The organism is Stenotrophomonas sp. CASM114, assembly GCF_049384325.1.
Classification (GTDB): domain Bacteria; phylum Pseudomonadota; class Gammaproteobacteria; order Xanthomonadales; family Xanthomonadaceae; genus Stenotrophomonas; species Stenotrophomonas muris.
Genome location: NZ_JBMRGJ010000002.1, coordinates 23,492 through 45,569, shown reverse-complemented (window position 1 = coordinate 45,569; position 22,078 = coordinate 23,492). Strand labels below are relative to the sequence as shown.

The 22,078-nt window shown below is 67.9% G+C and carries 18 protein-coding genes and 1 tRNA gene; 8 read left to right on the top strand and 11 right to left on the bottom strand.

Going from position 1 to position 22,078, the window contains the following annotated elements:
- The first annotated feature begins 229 nt into the window (after positions 1-229).
- Positions 230-3,538: an autotransporter outer membrane beta-barrel domain-containing protein gene (locus tag VG566_RS02720; RefSeq protein ID WP_241884049.1), complete on the top strand. Its 3,309-nt coding sequence runs from the start codon at positions 230-232 to the stop codon at positions 3,536-3,538.
- A gap of 503 nt (positions 3,539-4,041) precedes the next feature.
- Here VG566_RS02720 and ychF read toward each other — a convergent pair.
- From ychF to VG566_RS02680, 8 genes are all read right to left on the bottom strand, one after another.
- Complete coding sequence (gene ychF, locus VG566_RS02715) at positions 4,042-5,133, bottom strand: redox-regulated ATPase YchF (protein ID WP_014646036.1); 1,092 nt, start codon at positions 5,131-5,133, stop codon at positions 4,042-4,044.
- Positions 5,134-5,397: 264 nt separating this feature from the next.
- Positions 5,398-5,976: an aminoacyl-tRNA hydrolase gene (pth, locus tag VG566_RS02710; protein ID WP_049416981.1), complete on the bottom strand. Its 579-nt coding sequence runs from the start codon at positions 5,974-5,976 to the stop codon at positions 5,398-5,400.
- Positions 5,977-6,024: 48 nt separating this feature from the next.
- Positions 6,025-6,642 carry a 50S ribosomal protein L25/general stress protein Ctc gene (locus VG566_RS02705; RefSeq protein ID WP_010481743.1) on the bottom strand — a complete coding sequence of 206 codons (618 nt, stop codon included), beginning with the start codon at positions 6,640-6,642 and terminating at the stop codon, positions 6,025-6,027.
- Between the two features lie 108 nt (positions 6,643-6,750).
- The gene (locus VG566_RS02700) at positions 6,751-7,710 is read right to left on the bottom strand and encodes a ribose-phosphate diphosphokinase (RefSeq protein WP_005415400.1); all 960 of its coding nucleotides are present in this window, start codon (positions 7,708-7,710) and stop codon (positions 6,751-6,753) included.
- Between the two features lie 140 nt (positions 7,711-7,850).
- Positions 7,851-7,927 (bottom strand) — tRNA-Gln (locus VG566_RS02695).
- A gap of 11 nt (positions 7,928-7,938) precedes the next feature.
- Entirely contained in the window at positions 7,939-8,808 is an 870-nt protein-coding gene (gene ispE, locus VG566_RS02690) for a 4-(cytidine 5'-diphospho)-2-C-methyl-D-erythritol kinase (RefSeq protein WP_241884048.1), read from the bottom strand.
- Positions 8,805-9,464 carry a lipoprotein insertase outer membrane protein LolB gene (gene lolB / locus VG566_RS02685; RefSeq protein WP_053495025.1) on the bottom strand — a complete coding sequence of 220 codons (660 nt, stop codon included), beginning with the start codon at positions 9,462-9,464 and terminating at the stop codon, positions 8,805-8,807. The genes ispE and lolB overlap by 4 nt, the downstream gene beginning before the upstream one ends.
- A complete protein-coding gene (locus VG566_RS02680; protein ID WP_173390336.1) occupies positions 9,461-11,146 on the bottom strand; it encodes a tetratricopeptide repeat protein in 1,686 nt (561 codons plus the stop codon). The genes lolB and VG566_RS02680 overlap by 4 nt, the downstream gene beginning before the upstream one ends.
- Positions 11,147-11,209: 63 nt before the next feature.
- On the opposite strand from VG566_RS02680, the gene hemA reads away from it, so the two are divergent.
- The 4 genes from hemA to ppk2 are packed head-to-tail and all read left to right on the top strand — an operon-like array spanning position 11,210 to position 16,094.
- Positions 11,210-12,493 carry a glutamyl-tRNA reductase gene (gene hemA, locus VG566_RS02675; RefSeq protein WP_014646031.1) on the top strand — a complete coding sequence of 428 codons (1,284 nt, stop codon included), beginning with the start codon at positions 11,210-11,212 and terminating at the stop codon, positions 12,491-12,493.
- Entirely contained in the window at positions 12,471-13,553 is a 1,083-nt protein-coding gene (gene prfA, locus VG566_RS02670) for a peptide chain release factor 1 (protein WP_014646030.1), read from the top strand. The genes hemA and prfA overlap by 23 nt, the downstream gene beginning before the upstream one ends.
- Before the next feature lie 5 nt (positions 13,554-13,558).
- On the top strand, positions 13,559-15,265 hold the full coding sequence (locus VG566_RS02665) for a tetratricopeptide repeat protein (protein ID WP_053495027.1): 1,707 nt from the start codon (positions 13,559-13,561) through the stop codon (positions 15,263-15,265).
- A gap of 46 nt (positions 15,266-15,311) precedes the next feature.
- Entirely contained in the window at positions 15,312-16,094 is a 783-nt protein-coding gene (gene ppk2 / locus VG566_RS02660; protein WP_049406807.1) for a polyphosphate kinase 2, read from the top strand.
- A gap of 493 nt (positions 16,095-16,587) precedes the next feature.
- Here ppk2 and VG566_RS02655 read toward each other — a convergent pair whose 3' ends face one another.
- Positions 16,588-17,163 carry a TlpA family protein disulfide reductase gene (locus VG566_RS02655; RefSeq protein ID WP_049408756.1) on the bottom strand — a complete coding sequence of 192 codons (576 nt, stop codon included), beginning with the start codon at positions 17,161-17,163 and terminating at the stop codon, positions 16,588-16,590.
- A complete protein-coding gene (locus tag VG566_RS02650) occupies positions 17,160-18,434 on the bottom strand; it encodes a YihY family inner membrane protein (protein ID WP_032956948.1) in 1,275 nt (424 codons plus the stop codon). The genes VG566_RS02655 and VG566_RS02650 overlap by 4 nt, the downstream gene beginning before the upstream one ends.
- A 77-nt stretch (positions 18,435-18,511) precedes the next feature.
- Here VG566_RS02650 and wrbA point away from each other — a divergent pair, with 77 nt between their 5' ends.
- The 3 genes from wrbA to VG566_RS02635 all read left to right on the top strand — a co-directional run bounded on the left by wrbA (position 18,512) and on the right by VG566_RS02635 (position 20,002).
- Positions 18,512-19,105, top strand: a complete 594-nt coding sequence (gene wrbA, locus VG566_RS02645) for an NAD(P)H:quinone oxidoreductase (protein WP_014646025.1) — start codon at positions 18,512-18,514, stop codon at positions 19,103-19,105.
- Positions 19,102-19,437, top strand: a complete 336-nt coding sequence (locus VG566_RS02640) for a DUF2069 domain-containing protein (RefSeq protein WP_014646024.1) — start codon at positions 19,102-19,104, stop codon at positions 19,435-19,437. Before wrbA ends, VG566_RS02640 begins: the two co-directional genes overlap by 4 nt.
- Before the next feature lie 79 nt (positions 19,438-19,516).
- Positions 19,517-20,002 carry an asparaginase domain-containing protein gene (locus tag VG566_RS02635; protein WP_010481766.1) on the top strand — a complete coding sequence of 162 codons (486 nt, stop codon included), beginning with the start codon at positions 19,517-19,519 and terminating at the stop codon, positions 20,000-20,002.
- Between the two features lie 88 nt (positions 20,003-20,090).
- On the opposite strand, the gene VG566_RS02630 is transcribed toward VG566_RS02635, so the two are convergent.
- Positions 20,091-21,830, bottom strand: a complete 1,740-nt coding sequence (locus VG566_RS02630) for a S8 family peptidase (RefSeq protein ID WP_046429039.1) — start codon at positions 21,828-21,830, stop codon at positions 20,091-20,093.
- Positions 21,831-22,078 lie beyond the last annotated feature (248 nt).

Here is a 22,078-nt window from a genome sequence, read left to right as displayed (position 1 = left end):
ACGGGGCCTGCAACCGCTTTAGGAAACGCCTGATTCCATCGGACAGTGCCGATTTCTAGGCTGGAGACATCCCGCCAAGGTGCGCCTGCCGGCTGTTGCCGCATCGCCGTGGGGGACGGAAGTCCGATGGCGCCTGCAATTGCCGTGGCGTGGGACTTCCGCAGCGACGCGGCCCTGCCGCGTCAGTCCGCGCAGCCTCGCTGCGCCCTGCCACAGGAAGTCCATCAGCATGAACGCCTCCCCCACACGGCACGGCCGTGCGTACGGGCGCGCGCACGGAAAGCGCGTACCCCTCATTCCCAGCCTGTTGGCCACTGCGCTGTGGGCAGCCCTGCCGGCGCATGCCGCAGACCTCACCGGCCCGCTGCTGGTCAACGACGGTGACACCCTGCAGCTGGGTGCCGACGACGTCCTCACCCACAGTGCGGGCAGCTTCGCACTTGCGGTCACCGGTACCGGCAGCAATGCGCTGATCGACGGCAGCCGCATCCACGTGACCGGCAATGGCAGCGGCGTGTCCGCTGCCAATGGTGGCCAGGTGCAGCTGCGCGACGCAACGCTGTCGATCGCACCGGCGACCGGCACGGGCTTCTATGCGCTGTATGCCAATGGTGCCGGCAGCGTGATCGATGCGCGCGATGTCGACATCGATGCCACGCGCAACGGCAGCGGATTCGGCAGCGTGCAGGCCTACAACGGTGGCGTGATCCACTATGCCGGGGGCAGTCTTTCAATGACCGGGACCGGTGGCACGCTGGCCGGTGCATCCGGCAAGGGCAGCGAGCTGCACCTGGCCGATCTGCGGATGAGCGCCGACGGCGGTGCCCGCCTGCGCGCCGACAGTGCCGGCCTGCTGACGATCCGCAACAGCCGCATCACCCTCGCCCCCGGTGGCATCCTTGCCGGCGTGGCGGCCAACGGCGTGGGCAGCCGCGCCGAGCTGTACGACACCTACCTGCAGGGCGGTTGGTTCGATATCGACAGCGGCGGCAGCCTGCTGCTGGAGAACGTGGAAGCCCATTCGGTGGGCGGCAGCATGCGCCTGCTCGGCAGCCGCATCAGCAAGACCTATTCCAGTGCAGTGATCAACGGCGGCAGCTTCTACACCGTCGGTGGCTATGGCGTGAACATCAACAGCTGGGGACAGTTGACCGCAAGCGATGCCGCGTTCGATGTTCGTGATGGCTACTCCGGATTCTGGCTGGCCAGCGATGAGTCGCGCCTGCAGCTGACCGACAGCAGCATCGACACCTGGACCGACACCTACGGTTATGGCGTTGAGATCGCCGGCGGAGTTGCCACCGTGCAGGGCGGCCGGATCACCACGCACGGTGATGCGACCTACGGCGTGCGCGTGACCGGCTCCACCGGCAGCACCGCCAGCCGCGTCGAAGCCAACGGCAGCGTGATCGACGTGCGCGGCAACGGCGGCGGTGGCGTGTTCATCGGCGGCTCCACCGCCACCGCGCTGCTCGATACCGTTGCGATCCGCAGCGATGGCGAGAACGTGTTCGGCATCGTGCACATGAACACCGCGCGGTTGACCCAGGCCGATCGCCTGGATATCCGCATGACCGGCAGCAACAGCGGCGGCTACCGCTCCTACCTGACCGCGTTCGGCCCGTACTGGAACCGTGCCACCTTCAATGACAGCCACATAGAGACCGCCAGCGGCGCAGCGTTCTGGCTGCAGGGCAGCAACCATGCCTTGAACGTCAATGGCAGCGATGTGACTGCGGGCGACGGCAGCGGCCGCCTGCTGCGGGTCAGCGACACGGTATTCACCGATGGCAGCAGCGTGGCGACCAGTCGCATCGACTTCAGCGCCGACGCCAGCATGCTGCGCGGTGACGTGGTGGTCGACAGCGCAACGGCTGAGGTGCACATGGTGCTGGGCAACGGCACCACGTTCAGCGGCGCCCTGCGCAACGACTCCGGCTACCAGGTCGCACAACTGGCGCTGGATGGCAGCAGCCAGTGGAACGTACGCGCCAGTTCCAGCGTCGGCACGCTCGAACACGCCGGCACCATCGCTTTCGATGCGCCGGCGGCCGGCGATTTCAAGACCGTTACCGTCAGCGGCGACTACGTGGGCAACGGTGGCCAGTGGATCTTCAACCGCGCGCTGGGCGACGACACTTCGCTGGGCGACCAGCTGGTGATCAACGGCAACAGCAGCGGCACCGCCAGCGTGAGTGTGCGCAATGCCGGCGGCGCCGGTGCGCTGACCCAGGAGGGCATCCGCCTGATCACCGTGGCCGGCCAGTCGGATGCACAATTCAGCCTGCAGGGGCGCGCGGTTGCCGGTGCCTACGACTACTTCCTGTTCAAGGGCGGTGTGTCGACCCCGGACGATGGCAACTGGTACCTGCGCTCGGAATACGTGCCGCCGGTCGATCCGCCGCAGCCGCCGGATCCCCCGATCGACCCGCCGCAGCCGCCGGATCCGCCGGTCGACCCGCCGCAGCCGCCGGAACCGCCGGTCGACCCACCGTCACCGCCGGAGCCGCCGATCGATCCGCCGTTGCCGCCGGAGCCGCCGATCGATCCACCATTGCCGCCGGAGCCGCCGATCGATCCGCCGCGCCCGCAGGTGGAACGCCCGGAACCGGCGGCCTACCTGGCCAACCGCAGCGCCGCGCTGGGCATGTTCCGGCACAGCCTGCACGACCGCGCCGGTGATCCCGCCGCCGTGGCCAGTGCCAGCGGCGATGCCGTGGCCTGGATGCACCTTCGCAGCGCGCAGCCCGACAGCCACGACCGCAACCGCCAGGTCCAGGTCGATGGGCAGATCAGCAGCGTGCTGGTCGGCGTCGGCCGCCGCTTCGAAGTGGGTGGCACGGGCGAGCTGCAGGCCGGTGCGATGCTCGGCCACGGCCGCGCGCGCAATGACAGCCGCTCGCAGGTGACCGGCTACACCGCGCGTGGCGTGGTCACCGGCACCAGCGTGGGTGCCTATGCTACCTGGCTGCAGGATGCGCACATGCAAGGCGGCACCTATGTGGATGGTTGGCTGCAATACGGCCGCTTCCGCAACAGCGTGCAGGGCGAAGGCCTGCAGAAGGAGCGCTATGACGCCCGCAACTGGAGTGCGTCGGCCGAGGCCGGCTATGTGCTGCCCCTGCGGCGCACCGCGCAGCGCGGCATTTACCTGGAACCGCAGGTGCAGGTGGTGCACAGCCGCTATGACAGCGACCGCGTGGTCGAGGCCAACGGCACGGTAGTCGAGGACCGCGGTGGTGGCGAGACCAGCACCCGCCTCGGCCTGCGCCTGTACAGCCGTGGGTTGAGCCCGGCGCAGGGCCAGGTGCACCCGTACGTGGCGGTGAACTGGTGGTCCGGCGGCAATGGTGCGGGCCTGACAATGGACGGCGAGCGCCTGCAGCGGCAGTTGCCGCGTGACATCTACGAAGCCAAGGCCGGCGTGCAGGTGGATCTGTCCGGCGGCTGGCGCGGCTGGGGTGAACTGAGCCGGCAGAGCGGTGGCATGGGCTTCCACGACGTCGGTGCCCAGCTGGGCGTGTCGTACACCTGGTGACGCGGGACGTGCCCGGCAAGGGAATGCCGGGCACTTTTTCCACATGCGGCGTGGAAAGCGATGGGGGTTTGGTGTGGACAAGTGGGTTCGAGCGTTGCGGGGCAGGCGCTTCCGGGCGTGGTGAGTTTTTGTCCACGTCTGCAGTTCTTTTCCACAACGCGCGTGGAAAGCGATGGGAACTAGGTGTGGACAAGTAGTTGTGAGCATTGCAGCGCAGGCGTTTCGAAGCGTGGTGAAAATTTGTCCACACCGCACCGCCAAGCCTCGTAGAGCCGAGCCCATGCTTGGCTGATGCCAACCTGAGCCGAGCGCAGGCTCGGCTCTACAGAGGCGCGCGGGGTTTTCCACACCCGACGTGGAAAGCGATGGGAGTTTTCTGTGGACAAGTACCGGCGAACGTCACACCGCAAGCGTTTCGCAGCCTGGTGTTTTTTTGTCCATCACCGGAAACGCGAACGCCCCGCACAGGGCGGGGCGTCCGGGGTCGATCCGATGCCGCAGGATCAGACGTTGAAGCGGAAGTGCAGGATGTCGCCTTCCTGCACGCGGTACTCCTTGCCTTCCAGGCGCAGGCGGCCGGCTTCCTTCGCGCCGGCTTCGCCCTTGTACTTGATGAAGTCGTCATACGCGATGGTTTCAGCGCGGATGAAGCCCTTCTCGAAGTCGGTGTGGATGACCGCCGCGGCCTGCGGGGCGGTGGCGCCCTTGCGCACGGTCCACGCACGGACTTCCTTCACGCCGGCGGTGAAGTAGGTCTGCAGGCCGAGCAGGCTGTAGGCCGCGTTGATCACGCGGTTCAGGCCCGGCTCGCTCAGGCCCAGGTCTGCCAGGAAGGTATCGCGGTCTTCGTCGTCGAGCTGGGACAGCTCTTCTTCGATCGCGGCCGACACCGGCACCACCTGCGCGCCTTCGGCGGCAGCATGCGCACGCACGGCTTCCAGGTGCGGGTTGTTGTCGAAACCGTCTTCCAGCACGTTGGCGATGTACATCACCGGCTTCAGGGTCAGCAGGAACAGGTCGCGCACCAGCGCCTTCTCTTCCTCGTCCAGCCCGGCCGAGCGCCCAGCCTTGCCCTCCGACAGTGCAGCCTGCAACTTGGCCAGCACCGGCTTGCGCGCCGCCGCATCCTTGTCGCCGCCCTTGGCCGCACGCTCGGCACGGTTCAGCGCCTTCTCGACACTGTCCAGGTCGGCCAGCGCCAGTTCGGTGTCGATGGTTTCGATGTCCGAGATCGGGTCGACCTTGCCGGCCACGTGCACGATGTCACCGTGCTCGAAGCAGCGCACCACGTGGGTGATCGCATCGACTTCGCGGATGTGCGCCAGGAACTTGTTGCCCAGGCCCTCACCGCTGGCGGCACCGGCGACCAGGCCGGCGATGTCGACGAACTCGACCGCGGTCGGGATGACCTTCTGCGGGTTGATGATGCCCGCCAGCTCGTTCAGGCGCGGATCCGGCACCGGCACGATGCCGACGTTCGGTTCGATGGTGCAGAACGGGAAGTTCGCCGCGGCGATGCCCGCCTTGGTCAGCGCATTGAACAGGGTCGACTTGCCGACGTTGGGCAGGCCGACGATGCCGCATTTGATACCCATGGGTGACAGCTCTCTGGGGTGAAAGTGATTGGGGAAACAGCGGCCTGGGCGCTGCTTTTCCAATCATTCTCCATATCGACCAGCGGTCGATACCTACCGCTCTGGTTGGCTCCGTATCGACCAACGGTCGATACCTACCGCTCTGGTTGGCTCCGTATCGACCAGCGGTCGATACCTACCGGTCTGGTTGGTTCCGTATCGACCAGCGGTCGATACCTACCGCTCTGGTTGGTTCCGTACCGACCAACGGTCGGTACCTACCGGCTATTTCGGGGTGTGCAGCCGCTTCATCGCTTCGTTGAAATCGCCCTGCACCGCCAGCGGCAGCACGTCGATCGCATCGTCGATGGCGCGTGCGATCAGCACGTCATCCTCCTTGGACGGGCGCCCCAGCACCCAACCCACCACGCGGTCCTTGTGGCCGGGGTGGCCGATGCCCACACGCAGGCGATGGAACTTGCCGTGGCCGAGCAGGCGGATGGTATCGCGCAGGCCGTTCTGGCCGCCGTGGCCACCGTCGAACTTCAGTCGCGCCGCACCGGGCGGCAGGTCCAGCTCGTCGTGCGCCAGCAGGGTTTCCTCCGGCTCGATCTTCCAGAACCGCTGCGCGGCGGTGACCGACTTGCCGCTGAGGTTCATGAAGGTGGCGGGCTTGAGCAGCCACACCGTCTGCCCGGCGATCTCGACCTTGGCGGTCTCGCCGAACAGCTTGCTGTCCACATTCCATCGCGCACCGGCTTTTTCCGCCAGGGCCTCAACGAAATGAAACCCGGCATTGTGCCGGGTCCGGGCGTGTTCCGATCCGGGATTGCCCAGACCGACGATCAGTCGCAGTCCTGCCATGGTTCCTTCCAGTACGGTGCCTGCCCGGAGGCAGGCACCGTAACGGTATTACTCGGCGGCAGCCGCTTCTTCGTCAGCCTCGTCGGCCTTGCCGGCCTTGGCGGTGACGATGGCGTCGTCGTGGTCCTTGCCCAGCGCCAGCGCCGGGATTTCCACGCCCTTCGGCAGCTTGATGTTGGACAGGTACACGACGTCACCGGCCTTCAGCTCGCCCAGGTCGACTTCGATCGACTCCGGCAGGTCCTTCGGCAGGCAGGTGATGGTCACTTCCTTCAGTTCGTGGGTGACCACGACGTCGGCAGCCTTGCCGGCCGGCGAGGTGTCTTCGTTGACGAAGTGCAGCGGGACCGAAGCGGTCAGGGCTTCGTTCTCGTTCACGCGCTGGAAGTCCAGGTGCATGATCAGCTGCTTGTACGGGTGGCGCTGCATGTCACGCAGCAGGACCTTCTGCACCTGGCCATCCAGGTTCAGGTCCAGGATCGAGGCATAGAACCACTCGTTCTGCTGGGCCAGCCAGATTTCGTTGTGGTCCAGGCTGATGGCGACCGGCTCGGCGTTGCCGCCGTACACGATGGCCGGGATCACACCAGCGTGACGCAGGCGGCGGCTCGCACCCTTACGCTGCAGTTCACGCTTGGTGACCTTGATTTCATGGGTCTTCGACATTTTCGACTACTCAGGTTGTTGCCGCGCCCTGCGGCGTGGCGGTTGAAGATGCTTCCGCGACCAGAAGCATCCGGGTATGTCCCCGCCGTTGCCGGCAGGGACGAAAACTCAGTCGACGTACAGCGAGCTGACCGACTCGCCGAAGGCGATGCGGCGCATCGTTTCGGCCAGCATTTCCGCCACGCTCAGCTGGCGGATCTTGCTGCACACCCGCGCTGCGTCCTTCAGCGGGATGGTGTCGGTCACCACCAGCTCGTCGAGCTGGGAATTGGTGATGTTGTCCACCGCCGGGCCCGACAGCACCGCGTGGGTGCAGTAGGCGGCGACCTTGAGCGCACCGCGCGCCTTCAGGGCAGCGGCAGCGGCGCACAGGGTGCCGGCGGTATCGACGATGTCATCGACCATCACGCAGGTCTTGCCTTCGACGTCACCGATGATGTTCATCACGGTGGAGACGTTGGCGCGCGGGCGGCGCTTGTCGATGATCGCCAGGTCGGCGTCATCCAGGCGCTTGGCCACCGCACGGGCGCGGACCACGCCGCCCACGTCCGGCGAGACAACAATCAGGTTCTCGGTGCCGTAGGCGCGCCAGATGTCGGCCAGCAGCAGCGGGGACGCATACACGTTGTCCACCGGAATATCGAAGAAGCCCTGGATCTGGTCGGCGTGCAGGTCGACGGTCAGCACGCGATCAGCGCCAGCGGTGCTGAACATCTTGGCCGCCAGCTTGGCGGTGATCGGCACGCGCGAGGAACGCATGCGGCGGTCCTGGCGCGAGTAGCCGAAGTACGGCACCACGGCGGTCACGCTGGCCACCGATGCGCGCTTGAGCGCGTCGATCAGCACCAGCAGTTCCATCAGGTTTTCCGCGCTCGGCGCGCAGGTCGGCTGGATCACGAACACGTCCTGCTTGCGGACGTTCTCTTCGATTTCCACCTGCACTTCACCATCGGAGAAGTGCGACACCAACGCCTTGCCCGGGCGGACCCCCAGTTCCTTGCAGATGTTCTGCGCCAGACGTTTGTTGGCGTTGCCGGAAAAGACCAGCAGGTTCGGGGACTCTTGCATCATGATTGTCTCGGGCGGGGACGAGTGGCGGGGATCCGGAGTCGGCAAGGACCCCGATGGACCCTTGCTGCTGACAACACCGCGGTTGTTTCCACGTCCCGCGCGGGCGATGCGCTGGAAGGCGCGGACACAGCCGCTATTGGCAGGGGCGGTAGGATTCGAACCTACGAATGCCAGGATCAAAACCTGGTGCCTTGGGCCTCTTGGCGACGCCCCTGCATTGATAAATCAGTGTTGCTCGAGTGCATCCAGCAGTGGCGAACGCGCAACGCCCGCTGCCACCCTTGCCCGCAACTCCTTCGGCAACTTCGACCGCCCCTGCTCTGCAGCAGCCTGCGATGCGAACTCGACGAAACAACCACTTCCCGAACCGGTCAGCCGCGCCGCGCCGATGTCGCTCAACGCGGCAAGCGCTGCATCGACGGCAGGCTCACGGCGGCGCAGCACCGGTTCGAACGCGTTCCCGACCAGGGTCCCGGAAGCGAAGTCCTCTATTTTCGCCACTGGGCTGTCGCGCGTCAAATCCGGGTCTGCAAACAGGACCGGCGTAGGAACATGAACACCCGGTTCAACCACCACATACCAGGCCGGCGCCAGCGTGATCGGCTGCAGGCGCTCGCCCACCCCTTCGGCCCAGGCGTTGTGGCCACGCACGAACACCGGCACGTCGGCGCCCAGGCGCAGGGCCAGCGCGGCCAGGGCATCCTCGTCCAGGCCGGCGCGCCAGAGCCGATTCAGCACCACCAGCACGGTGGCCGCGTCGGACGAACCGCCGCCGAAGCCACCACCGGCAGGAACGTGCTTTTCGACGATGATGTCAGCACCTTGCGCGCCCTTCGCCTCATTCTGGAGCAGGCGCGCGGCCCGCACCGCCAGGTCATCGGCCTCGGCCACGCCGGCCAGGCCCTCGCCCTGCCGACGCACCTGACCGTCTTCACGCAGGCGCAGGCCGATGCGGTCCCCCCAGTCCAGCAGGCGGAATACGGTCTGCAGCTCGTGGTAGCCGTCGGCCCGGCGGCCAGTGATGTGCAGGAACAGGTTCAGCTTGGCCGGGGCCGGCCACCAGGACCAGCCCGCGTCGTCGCGCCCGGCGCTCATGGCGTGCCCTGCCCCCACTGGTCCACCAGCAGGCGCACCTTGGCGTCGCCATTGCTGGCCTCGATCCGTCGCGGCAGCGCCGGTCGTCCGGCGTCGGCCGGGTACCAGTCCAGGTACTGCACCTGCCAGCCCATCTGCTGCATGCGGCGCGGCCGGCCTTCACCGTCGCGCTCGACCTTTTCCGGACCGGCAGCATCCCCGGCCACCAGGCCGCGGATCCACTCCGGCAGCTGATTGACCGGGATGTCCCAGCCAGTCGCTTCCAGCAGCAGCTGCTGGGCGTCCTCGCCATCGCGCGGACCGCCGGACAGCCCTTCCAGGCGACCGGCTTCGGAATGGGTGTCGCCGGTCAGCTTCCAGCTCTGCCGGGTCACCGGCGCGCTCAGTTCGACCACGTAGCGGCGGCCGTCCTGCTTCCAGTCGATGCGACCGCTGCCGCCGTCCTTGCCCTTGCTGACCGCCACCCGCCCCTGGAAGGCCCAGTCCGGCTGTGCCTGCAGCGCGGCCACGCGCGCTGCCTCGGCCTGCGCCGCTTCAGCCGAAACAATCTCGACCACCGCTGGCGCCGGGGTCTTCTGCGTGCCGACACTGGTACAGGCGCTCACCGCCAGGGTCACGACCGCCAACAACAGCGGCCGGATCAGGGAACCACTCATGGATTGAATTTCTCACGGGCGCGCAGCAGCGCGCGGTTTTCAGGGTCGAGCTTGGCCGCTTCGTCGAAGAAGTGGCGGGCCTCGTCATGCTTGCCCAGCACCCACAGCACTTCGCCGACGTGGGAAGCGATCTCCGGGTCCTTGGCCAGGGTCCAGGCCCGGCGCAGCTGTACCAGTGCCTCTTCCTTGCGGCCCAGGCGATACAGCACCCAGCCATAGCTGTCGACGATGGCGGCGTTGTCCGGCTCGGCCACGCGGGCGCGGTCGATCAGCTCCAGCGCTTCCTGCAGGCGGCCGGTGCGATCGGCCAGGGTGTAGCCCAGCGCGTTCAGCGCCGGCACGTTTTCCGGGTCGGTCACCAGGATCTTGCGCAGGTCGGCCTCGGCGCGCGGGATGTCGTCGCGGCGCTCCCAGGTGAGCGCACGTGCGTACAGCAGGCCGTTGTCGTCCGGGTAGGCGGCCAGGCCGCGGGCCAGCGCATCCAGTTCACCGGCGCTGTCGTCACCACGCTGGCGCAGTTCGGCTTCCAGCAGGTAGGCGTCACGGCGCACATCGTCGTCGACCACCGCGTCGGACTGGATCGCGTGCACTTCCTCCAGCGCCAGCGGCAGGCGCCCGGCCAGGGCCTGGGCATTGGCCGCGCGCAGGCGCGCTTCGCTCAGCTCATCGCCACCGGGCACGCTGTGGTACCACTGCACCGCCTCGGGGTAACGCTTAAGGTATTCGGCGATCTTGCCCAGCAACAGGCGCTGCGCCGGATCCGGCTTGGCCGCCTGCCGCGACAGCTCGTTGTAGAGGTTGGACAGCGCTGCCTTGTCGCCCTGCTTGGCCAGCAGCGAGGCGCGCATGCCCCAGGTCTGTACGTCCTGCGGGCCGAACGCCAACACGCGCTCGGCCGCAGCCGGCTGGCCCAGGCTGTCGTAGGCGATGGCCACCGCATTGCGCAGCTCGGGGTCCTGGCGGGTCTTCGGCTCGACGTCGTGCAGCAGCGACAATGCCTTGTCGGTCTCGCCCGCCTGCTGCAGCTGGCTGGCACGCAGCAACGCTACGCGCGGTTCTTCCGGGAAGCGCTTGACCACTTCATCGATCATGCGCCGCGCCAGCTCGGGCTTGTCCATGCGCAGGGCCAGGCGACCGAACTCCTGCCAGGCCTCGATCTTCGGCGGAATCGCATTGGCATCGACCAGCTCGCCGAGCACCTGCGCCGGCACCGCCGGGTCGCGGCCACCGCCGATCAGCGCGGCCAGGGCGAACTTCCAGCCGCGCTCGTCGGGGTCGGCCAGCAGCGCCTGCAGCTCGGTGCGGGCAGCCTTCACATCGCCCTGGCGCATGGCCAGCGCACCGGCGGCGCTGCGCATGGTCAACGAGCGCGGGGCGCGCTGCTGCCACAGGGCCAGGCCCTTGGCGGCGCTGGCATCATCGTTGGCCAGCATGGAGATACGGGTCGCGCGCTCGGCCAGGCCGGCGTCGCCGTCGGTCTGCTGCGCGGCCTGCAGGTACCAGCGCGCGGCCTCGGCCAGCTTGCCGGCCTGCAGGGCGAACTCACCGGCCATCACCGGTTCCAGCGCCAGTTCCTCAGTGGCCGCGGCCCGCACGGGGGCCTTGGCCGGCACCGCCGCCAGGGCCTGGGCGCAGGCCAGGGACAGCAGCAGAACACTGGGGATGCGAATCAATGCGGGCATCGTCGGCATCGGGGCCTTAAAATGTCGTCCAATGGCCAGCAGCTTATCGCAAGCAACTGAACAATGACCCTGTGGGTGCTCGGACTGAATCACCAGACCGCACCGGTGGAGCTGCGCGAGCGCGCGGCCTTCGCCGGTGAGGCGTTGCCGCGTGCGCTGGGCTCGCTGCGCGATACCCCGCAGATCGCCGAGGCAGTGCTGCTGTCCACCTGCAACCGCACCGAACTGTATGCCGTGGCCGAGTCGGCACAGGCGCTGGACCAGTGGCTGCACAGCCAGGCAGGCGACCTGCAGGGCTACCTGTACCAGCATGCCGATGCCGAGGCCGTGCGCCACCTGTTCCGGGTCGCCACCGGGCTGGACTCGATGGTGCTGGGCGAACCGCAGATCCTCGGCCAGGTAAAGGATGCCTGGTCGACCGCGCGTGACCACGGCCTGCTCGGCCAGCGCCTGGACCGCCTGTTCCAGCAGACCTTCTCGGTAGCCAAGCGTGCGCGCACCGATACCCAGGTCGGCGCCAACCCGGTGTCGGTGGCCTCGGCGGCGGTGCGCCTGGCGCAGAACGCCTTCGCGCGCCTGGATGACTCCACCGTGCTGCTGGTCGGTGCCGGCGAGACCATCGAGCTGGCTGCACGCCACCTGAGTGAGGGCAAGGTGCGGCGGCTGCTGATCGCCAACCGCACCCTCGCCCACGCGCAGGAACTGGCCAGCCGCCATGGCGGCGTGGCCCTGCCGCTGACCGAACTGGACCGCCATCTCGGCGAGGCCGACATCGTGTTCTCGGCCACCGCCGCGCGCGAACCTGTGATCCATCGCGAGATGGTGGCCAAGGCACTGCGCGCGCGCCGGCACAAGCCGATGCTGCTGTTCGACCTGGCCGTGCCGCGCGACATCGAAGCCGAGGTCGGCACGCTCAACGACGCCTTCCTCTACACCGTCGATGACCTGGAACGCGCGGTGGAAGACAACCGTCGTGGCCGCCGCGAGGCCGCCGCCGAGGCCGAGGCGATCATCGACCTGCAGGTGTCGCGTTTCATCGAGACCCAGCAGGCCAGCGCCCACCAGGCACCGCTGCGGCAGCTGCGTGCGTTCGGCGAAGCGACCCGCGCCGAACTGCTGGAGCGCGCACGGCAGCAGCTGGCCAACGGCAAGCCCGCCGACGAAGTGCTGGAACTGCTGGCCCATGGCCTGACCAACCGCCTGCTGCATCCGCCGACCGCCGCTCTGCGCGCGGCCGCGCTGAGTGGCGATGCCGACCTGACCCGCGCCGCCGAGCGCCTGTTCCCGGCCACGCCGGGTTACCGCCACCCACCCGTGAGACCCGATGACGCCGACCCTGCGCCGTAAGCTGGAAGCGCTGGCCGAGCGCCGCGAAGAACTGGAACGCCTGCTCGCCGAACCCGATGTGGTCGCCGACAACACCCGTTTCCGCGACCTTTCGCGCGAATTCGCCCAACTTGAACCGGTCGCTGCCGCGCTCGCCGAGGAAGCCCGTGCCAAGGCCGACCTGGCCGCCGCCGAAGGCATGCGCGCCGACCCCGACCTGCGTGAACTGGCAGACGAGGAAATCGCCGCGGCGCAGGCGCGCCTGCAGGAACTGGAACAAGAACTGGCCCTGCTGCTGGTACCACGCGATCCGCGCGACGAAGGCAACCTGTTCCTGGAAGTACGCGCCGGCACTGGCGGCGATGAAGCCGCGATCTTCGCCGGCGATCTGTTCCGCATGTACGCCCGCTATGCCGAGCGCCAGGGCTGGAAGGTCGAGATCGAATCGGACAACCCCGGTGAGCATGGCGGCTACAAGGAAGTAGTAGCGCGCGTGGTCGGCCGTGGTGCGTTCTCGCGCCTGAAGTTCGAATCGGGCACGCATCGCGTGCAGCGCGTGCCGGCCACCGAATCGCAGGGCCGCATCCACACTTCGGCGGCCACCGTGGCGATCATTCCCGAGGCCGACGAGGTCGATGACATCGTCATCAACCCGGCCGACCTGAAGGTGGATACGTTCCGCTCGTCCGGTGCCGGCGGCCAGCACGTCAACAAGACCGAATCGGCCATCCGCATCACCCACGTGCCGACCGGCGTGGTGGTGGAGTGCCAGACCGAGCGCAGCCAGCACGCCAACCGCGACAAGGCGATGAAGCGCCTGAAGGCGCAGCTGCTCGATGCCGAGCGCCAGCGCCAGGACGCCGCGCAGGCCGAATCGCGGCGCCTGCAGGTCGGCAGCGGCGACCGCAGCCAGCGCATCCGCACCTACAACTTCCCGCAGGGCCGGATCACCGACCACCGCGTGGAAGGCCTGACCCTGTACGACCTGCCCAACATCCTCGCCGGCGACCTCGACCCGCTGCTGCAGCGGCTCAGCCACGAACACCAGGTCGACGCCCTGGCCCAGCTTTCGGCGGGCTGAGCACGATGTCGGCCTGGCAGCAGCGACAGCAACTGCAGCAAGCGATCGCTCGCCAGCCCGACGACTTCGTCGCCTGGGTGATGCTGGCCGACGTGGAACTGGAAGCCGGCGACATCGCTGCCGGCGAACAGGCCGCGCGACGTGCGCTGCAGCTGCGCCCGAATCACCCCGAAGCGCTGGCACGGCTGGGCCGCGTGGCGTGGATGGCCGGTGCACATGGCGATGCGGCCAAGCTGCTTGGCCAGGCCTCGGCATTGGCCCCGCAGCACCCGGGCATCGCGCTGTGGCTGGGCCATGCGCTGGAAGACGCCGACGATGCCGAAGGCGCAGCAGCAGCCTATCGCCGCGCGCATGCGCTGATGCCGGATGAACCCTACATCGCCGCGCAGCGCCTGGCGTGGCAGCGCCGCCTGTGCGACTGGCAGGACGTGGACACGCTGGCTGCGCAGGTACGCGCCGCGCTCGCCGCCGGCCACGGTGCGGTGGAACCCTTCGCCTTCCTCAGCGAAGACGCCAGCGCGGGCGAGCAGTTGGCCTGTGCACGTGCGCGCGCCGCACTGATCGCCGCCTCGGTCCGGCCCTTGCCGGCAGTGACGGTACGCGCGCGCGGCCCGTTGCGCGTCGGCTTCCTTTCCAATGGCTTCGGCGCCCATCCCACCGGGCTGCTGACCGTGGCCCTGCTCGAACACCTGCGTCATGACCCGGCGTTGCAGCTGCACCTGTTCGCGCTGAACCGCGCCGATGGCAGCGGCATCCGCGAACGCCTGCAGTCCGCGACCCGGCTGCATGAGGTGGCCGCACTGCGGCATGCCGACATCGCGGCCCGCATCCGCGCACAGGGCATCGACCTGCTGTTCGACCTGCGCGGCTGGGGCGGCGGCGGCGCGCCCGAAGTGCTGGCGATGCGCCCAGCCCCGCTGCAGCTGAACTGGCTGGCCTACCCCGGCACCTCGGGCGCGCGATGGCTGGACGCCGTGGTCGCCGACGAATTCGTACTGCCGGCAGCGCTGGAACCGCACTTCAGCGAACGCGTCCTGCGCCTTCCGCGGGCCTTCCAGCCCTCGGACAACACCCGCACGCTGGAGCCGTCGCCGTCCCGCGCCGAGTGCGGGCTGCCCGAGCACGGCGTGGTGTTCTGCTGCTTCAACAACAGCTACAAGCTCAACCCGCGCAGCATGGGCCGCGCCTTCGCAGTGTTGCAGGCCGTGCCCGGCAGCGTGCTGTGGCTGCTGTCCGGCCCCGGCCAGGCCGACGCCCGCCTGCGCACCGCCGCGCAGGCTGCCGGCCTGGACCCGGCGCGGCTGGTGTTCATGGCCAAGCTGCCGCATCCGCAGTACCTGGCCCGCTACCCACTGGCCGACCTGTTCCTCGACACGCATCCGTACAACGCGCACACCACCGCCTCCGATGCACTGTGGGCCGGCTGCCCGGTGCTGACCTGCCCGGGCGACACCTTCGCCGCGCGCGTGGCCGGCAGCCTCAACCACCACCTGGGGTTGGCCCGGATGAATGTCGCCGATGATGCGGCGTTCATCGCCACCGCCAGCGCACTGGGCAATGACCCCGCAGCACTGGCCTCGCTTCGCGCCGAGCTGGTGCAGGCGCGCGAATGCAGTGGCCTGTTCGACATGGCCGGGTTTGCCCGCGACCTGTCGGCCCTGCTGCAGCGGCTTGCCGGTGAACACGGCTGGCAAGGTGTCGACAACACCTGAGCGACCCCTGCGTTACGCTCGGGCTTCCTCCCCGCGTGGTGTGACGATGGCCAAGCTCAAGCGCAAGGACTACGACGAACTGCTGCTGCCGCTGCAGCTGGAACTGACCGCGATGGCGCGCTGGGTGCAGCTCAGCGGGCAACGCCTGCTGGTGCTGTTCGAGGGACGGGATACGGCAGGCAAGGGCGGCGCGATCCAGGCCATCAGCCAGCATCTCAATCCACGCCAATGCCGGGTGGTAGCACTGCCCAAGCCTACCGACCGCGAAGCCACGCAGTGGTATTTCCAGCGCTATGCCTCGCATCTTCCCGCCGCCGGCGAGATCGTGCTGATGGACCGCAGCTGGTACAACCGCGCAGGCGTCGAGCGGGTGATGGGCTATTGCAGCGAAACCGAGTACCAGCAGTTCCTGCGCCAGGCACCGGTGTTCGAGCAGCTGCTGGTGGATGACGGCATCCTGCTGTTCAAGTACTGGCTGTGCGTGGACCAGGAGCAGCAGGAGAAGCGCTTCGCCGAACGCCACCTCGATCCGCTGAAGGGCTGGAAGCTGTCCCCGGTCGACCTGAAATCGCGCAGCAAGTACAGCGCCTATACCGAAGCCCGCGAGGCGATGCTGCGCGCGACGCATCGCGAGGCTGCGCCGTGGACGCTGGTGGATTTCAACGACCAGCGGCTGGGGCGACTGACCCTGGTGCGCAACCTGCTGGACCGGTTGCCGGACACACGGGTGGATGCGCCGTTGCCGGAGCTGCCGAAGCTGAAGGGCAAGCTGCATCGCGAGCACTACGATGTGCTGAAGCCGATCGAGGACTTCCCGGTCGAAGAATAGGGTGGGTCGGCAGGGTTGCACCCTGCACCTGCTCAACGCAACGGCAACGGCAACAGCAACAGCGGGCATCCGCGGGATGGCGGCGCGGTGGGTGGGCACGACCGTTGGTGCCATGGATGGCGACATCGAGCCCCCATGGACGGGTCTACGGCGTGTCCTACCCACCCAACCGCCCCGCCTCTGACAGATCCCTGCGGCTGTTGGTAGGTGTCGACCTTGGTCGACACATCTGTCAGATATCGAAATGGAACCGGGGTCAGATCCGTTTTCCTGCGGAAAGCGGATCTGACCCCATCGGCAATCCCATTGGCCTGGCGGGCGTCGGATCGTGTCTGGGGCAGAGCCCCCTGAGTCAGGGGGCGGCCGCGAAGCGGCGGGGGTTTGGGTGTTGGTAAGTGGGGCCCGCGGTTCGCGCAGCGAAGCGTGGGAGCGGCAGCGCGCATGCGATGGCGCGTACCGAGGTGCAGGGCCGCAGGCCCTGCCGACCACCCCACTATTTGCCAGCAGCGATCTGCTTTTCGATGTCGGCGGCGGTCACCGGGCCAAGGAAGGTGTGGGCCAGCTTGCCCTGCGGATCCAGCAGATGCGTCAACGGCAGGCCTCGCGGCGTGGCGAAGTCGGCCGGCGGATCGAACGGGTCCACGATCACGATCGGATAGGTCACCGGATGCTTGGTCAGGAACGACTGCATTTCCGGCACTTCGATGTCCTCATAGGCCAGGCCGACCACCTCGATGTTGCTGCGCATCGCATGCAGCGCCGACAGCTCGGGCATCTCCTTGCGGCACGGGGCGCACCAGGTCGCCCAGAAGTTCACCACCACCCACTTGCCACGATGCGCGGCCAGATCGTAGTCGCTGCCATCCACCGCCTTCATCTTCAAGGTCGGGAATTCGGCAGTGGTGCGCTCGGCCGGGGTTTCATCGACCGGTGCCGGAGTGGTCGGCGTCGGCGCCTGTGCCGGCGGCTGGCTGCTGGCCGGTGTCGGCTCCTGGGCCGGCTTGCAGGCCGCCAGGGCCAGCAGCAGGGTCAACGGGAGCAGCAGCGGCAACGGCGTCTTGCGGGTCATGGCATGTCTCCAGAGTCGGTATAGATATCACTGACCTTGCGCTTCAGGCGTTCGCGCAGGGGCAGCCGCAGATCGTCCAGCGCCGCCAGTGCGGCACGGCCCAGGCTGTCATCACGGTACGGCAGGTGCTGCTCGGCCACCGGGATGCGCAGCTGGGTGCATTCGTACAGATCGGCCAGGCTGACCTGGTCCAGGTCACGCGACAGCAGCCACTCGCCCCGCTCGTCGCGGCGCAGCAGGTCGATCTCCTGCAGGTTGCAGATCAGGTCCTGCAGCAGTGAATCGGTCAGCATCGGCTCCAGCCGCAGGATCTCGTCATCGGCCAGGCCCTTGCCCTTGGCCCGTGCATGCTGGAAGCGGCCAAGCAGGCGCAGCAGTCCATAGAACTCATACCCCTGCGGCAGGCGCAGTTCCACCGGCTGGTAGCGGAAGGCGGCCATCGAAGAAGCCAGCGACGCCCCCAGCAGCACCGCCACCCAGCACAGGTAGATCCACAGCAGCAGGATCGGCACGAACGCCACCGTGCCATACAGTTTCTGGTAGGACTGGAAGCTGCCCAGATAGGCACCGATGCCCCACTTCACCAGTTCCAGGATGACCGCCGCCAGGATCGCGCCGGGCACGGCATGCCGCCATTTCACCGTGTGGTGCGGCACCACCCGGAACATCAGCGTGATGCAGACGAACTCGATCAGGATCGGCGCCAGCCGCAGCGCCAGCTCGGCCAACCAACGGCCCTCCTGGGTACCGAACAACGGCATCGCGAACACCCGCGCCGATACCGCAAGCGATGCGGCGGCGAGCATCGCGCCCAAGGTCAGCACGGTCCAGTAGACCAGGAAGCGGGTCAGCTTGGGCCGGGTCGAGCCGACCCGCCAGATCTGGTTGAAGGTCTCTTCCACACTGTTGAGCGTGATCAGCAGTGAGGCCACCAGTGCGATGAAGCCGGCCGCCGTCAGCTGGCCGGCACTGGCCGAGAACTGCCGCAGGTAGCCCTCGGCCGCACGCGCCGCGGAGGGCACGAAGTTGGAGAATACGTAGTCGCTGAGCTGATCGCTCCAGCGGTCGAAGACGGGGAAGGCCGACAGCACACCGAATACCACGATCGCCAGCGGTACCAGCGCGAACACCGTGGTGTAGGCCAGCGCCGCCGCTGCCTGGAACAGGCGGTCGTCGAGGAAGCGATGCCACAGGAAGCGGCCGAAACTGATGGCCCGTGCGCGATCCCGCGCGCGCTCCATCCACAGGTTGAGCGTATCCAAAGGTTCCATCGGTGGAAGGGTACCCGATGCGGAATGCTGGCAGGATAGCCATACTGGTAGCCACACGACGAGGAGAAGCGGGCACGATGGGCGAGATTCTGGTGCTGTACTACAGCCGGGGCGGTTCGGTGGCACGGCTGGCGCGCCAGATCGCGCGGGGCATCGGCGAAGTGCCGGGCATGACCGCGCGCCTGCGCACGGTGCCGCCGGTGGCCGCCGTGACCCAGACCGCGCAGCCACCGGTACCCGACGATGGCGCCCCCTACGTGAGCGTGCAGGACCTGGTCGACTGCCAGGGCCTGCTGCTCGGCAGCCCCACCCGCTTCGGCAACATGGCCGCGCCGGTCAAGCACTTCCTGGATGGGCTGGGCGCCGAATGGGTCAATGGCACCCTGTCCGGCAAGCCGGCCGGCGTGTTCACGTCCACCGCCTCGATGCACGGCGGCCAGGAATCGACCCTGCTGTCGATGCAGGTGCCACTGCTGCACCACGGCTGCGTGATCGTCGGCATCCCGTTCACCGAACCGGCGCTGAGCCACACCACCAGTGGCGGCACGCCCTATGGCGCCAGCCACGTGGCCGGTGCCGCCGACGATCCGCAGCCGACCGACGACGAAGCGGTGCTGGCGCGCGCGCTGGGGCGCCGGGTGGCCGACATCGCGCAGCGGTTGGCCCGATGAACCGCGCGCCGCGCACGGTCCTGCTGTTGGCCCTGATGGGGCTGGCCGCGCTGTTCGCAGGCTGGTTCATCAATGACAGGCACTGGCTGGCCACCCAGCTGGTGTTCACCGCGCCACCGCTGGCGCTGGCCATCGCCGTGCGCCTGGGCTGGCGCAAGGCCGGCTTCTGGGCCTCGGTGCTGGCGCTGGGGTGGTTCAGCCACGGCGTGATGAGCGCCTGGAGCCACCCGGAGACGCGCTGGCTGGCGCTGATCGAGATCGCGCTGGCGCTGCTGGTGATCTTCAGCGCCAGCCTGCCCGGCCTGCGCGCCCGCTTCGGCAAGCGGCGCTGACGCTGCGCGCCCAGGGCCTTATCATCTGCATTCCTGGCCCCGCGCCGCAGTCCCTGTCCTGGTTTCGCGCATGCACATGATGGAAGAGCTCCTGGTCGTCACCACCGGTGGCACGATCGACAAGATCTACTTCGACGACAAGTCGGACTACCAGATCGGCGATCCGCAGATCGGCATGATCCTGCGCGAGCTGGGCGTGACGTTCCGCTTCAACGTGATTCCGATCCTGCGCAAGGATTCGCTGCACATCAACGACGAGGACCGCGAGCTGATCCGCGCCACCATCGCCGCGCAGCCCACCCGGCACGTGCTGGTGACCCACGGCACCGATTCGATGGTGCAGACCGGCAAGGTGCTGGCGACGATCCCGGACAAGACCATCGTGATGACCGGTGCGCTGAGCCCGGCACGCTTCCGCGGCTCGGATGCGGAGTTCAACATCGGTTGTGCGATCGGTGCGGTGCAGTCGCTGCCGAGCGGCGTGTACATCGCGATGAACGGGCGGATCTTCGACCCGCAGCACGTGCGCAAGAACGTGGCGGCGAACCGTTTCGAGTCGGTCTGAGGAACAGCGTGCCGGCCGAGGTCGGCACCCACCCGGACAAAAACGCCCCGGCCGAAGCCAGGGCGTGCCCTTGGAGAGGGACTTGGGCTCAGTACTGGGCGTTGAGGGTCAGGCCCGAGAAGGTGCTGTACGCCTTCACCCGCACATACCAGGTGCCGGCGGCAGGGCTGTTGATGGTGCAGGTCTCGCTGTTGCCGCTCAGGTACGGACGGCAGGTGTAGGTGGTATCGGTCGGGGCACTGCCCTGGCGAACGTACAGGTCGGCATCACCGCTGCCGCCACTGATTGCCACGCGCAGCTGGGTGCTGCCGGCCGGAACGGCGACGGTGTAGTTCAGCTCGGCACCGGTCGCGGCGCCCAGGCCGGTCACCGGCACGTTGTTCTGCAGCACGTTGCCGCCCGGGTTCGGGCCACCGCCATTGATCGCCGCATCCACGGCCGCGTTGGCGTCGACGATGCCGGCGCCGCAGCCCCCCGAGCAGGCGCCCGGCAGCGGGCGTGCGGTGCTCTTGATGATGCTCTCGACCTGTGCCGGGCTCAGCGGGCTCGGCGCCACCGACTGCATCAGGGCCACCACACCGGCCACATGCGGCGCCGCCATCGAGGTGCCGTTGTAGGACGCATAGGTGGCGCTGCCCGGCGTGGTGGTGCCGGTGTTGAGGGTGGACAGGATGCTCTGGCCCGGGCCGGAAATGTCGATGCCGGCACCATAGTTGGAGAAGCTGGCACGCGCACCGGCCGAGGTCGTGGCCGCCACCGCGATCACGTTCGCGCAGTTGGCCGGCACCGACGAGGACACGTTGGTGTTGCTGTTGCCGGCGGCGACCACCACGGTGGTGCCGCGGCTGACCGCGCCGTTGATCGCGTTCTGGTAGGTGGCCGAGCAGGTGCCGCCGCCGCCCAGCGACATGTTGATGACTTCCGCCGGATTGGCATTGGCCGGCACGCCACTGACGGTGCCGCCGGAGGCCCACACGATCGCATCGGCGATGTCGGAGGTATAGCCGCCGCACTTGCCGAGCACGCGCACCGGGACGACCTTGGCGTTGAACGCCGTGCCGGCCACGCCGGTGCTGTTGTTGGTCACCGCCGCCACGGTGCCGGCGACGTGGGTGCCGTGCCAGCTGGAGTTGGACGCCGGGATGCCCGAGCCGCACTCGTTGGCGCCATACCAGTCGCCCTCGTCGTTCGGGTTGCTGTCGCGGCCACCGCCATCGCGCGCCATCGCGGCATCGCTGATGAAGTCATAGCCGGGCAGGATGTTGGCGTTGAGATCGGGATGGTTGGTGATGCCGGTATCGATCACGGCCACCACCACGCCGGTGCCGGTGGCCTTGTCCCAGGCCGGCCGCACGTTGATCGACGCGTTGGAGGTACCAAAGCCCCACTGTTCGCTGAAGCGGGTGTCATTCGGGGTCAGCGTCGCACGCATGATCTGGTCGACTTCGACGTATTCCACGTTCGGGTCGGCGGCCAGCTTGCGCATCAGCAGCTCGGATTCAGCCTGGTCAAGCGGGCGGTCGGTCCTGACCAGGGTCGGGCCGACGGCCAGCTTGCGGACCTGCTGCAGGCCCAGCGCACGGCCCTGGCTGCTGGCCAGGCCGGCGGCGGCACTCTTCAGCGAAGAGGCCAGTGCGGTGGTGTTGGCCACCGGCGCACTGCCGTCGCGGTACTTCACGATGAAGCGCTGGTGCGTCGGCGCGGACTGCAGGCCGCTGAGCTGGACGTCACCGGCCAGCGCAGGCGTGGCCAGCAGCAGCGATGACAGAACGGACGCACCAAGGACCACCCACACTCGACGCACACGCGGTTGCGTTACCTGGGACATCGTATTTCCCTTTCTAGTGGTGTGAATGCCGGAATCGGCAGAAGCACCGGCCCGAACCATGGGCTGGCTTGCGTTGGCGAGGTTCGAAGTCCGGCGAGTCAGCGGATCCCCCTATCGATCCGCCGTGCAGATGACGCTAATGACCAAAACCGGACACCACAAGATTTTCAGCGTCTTTTCAGCAAGATGAAATGTTCGTTCTGAGACTTCCCGGGTCGAGGGTTTGTGAAGGTGAAGGAACTTTCTCA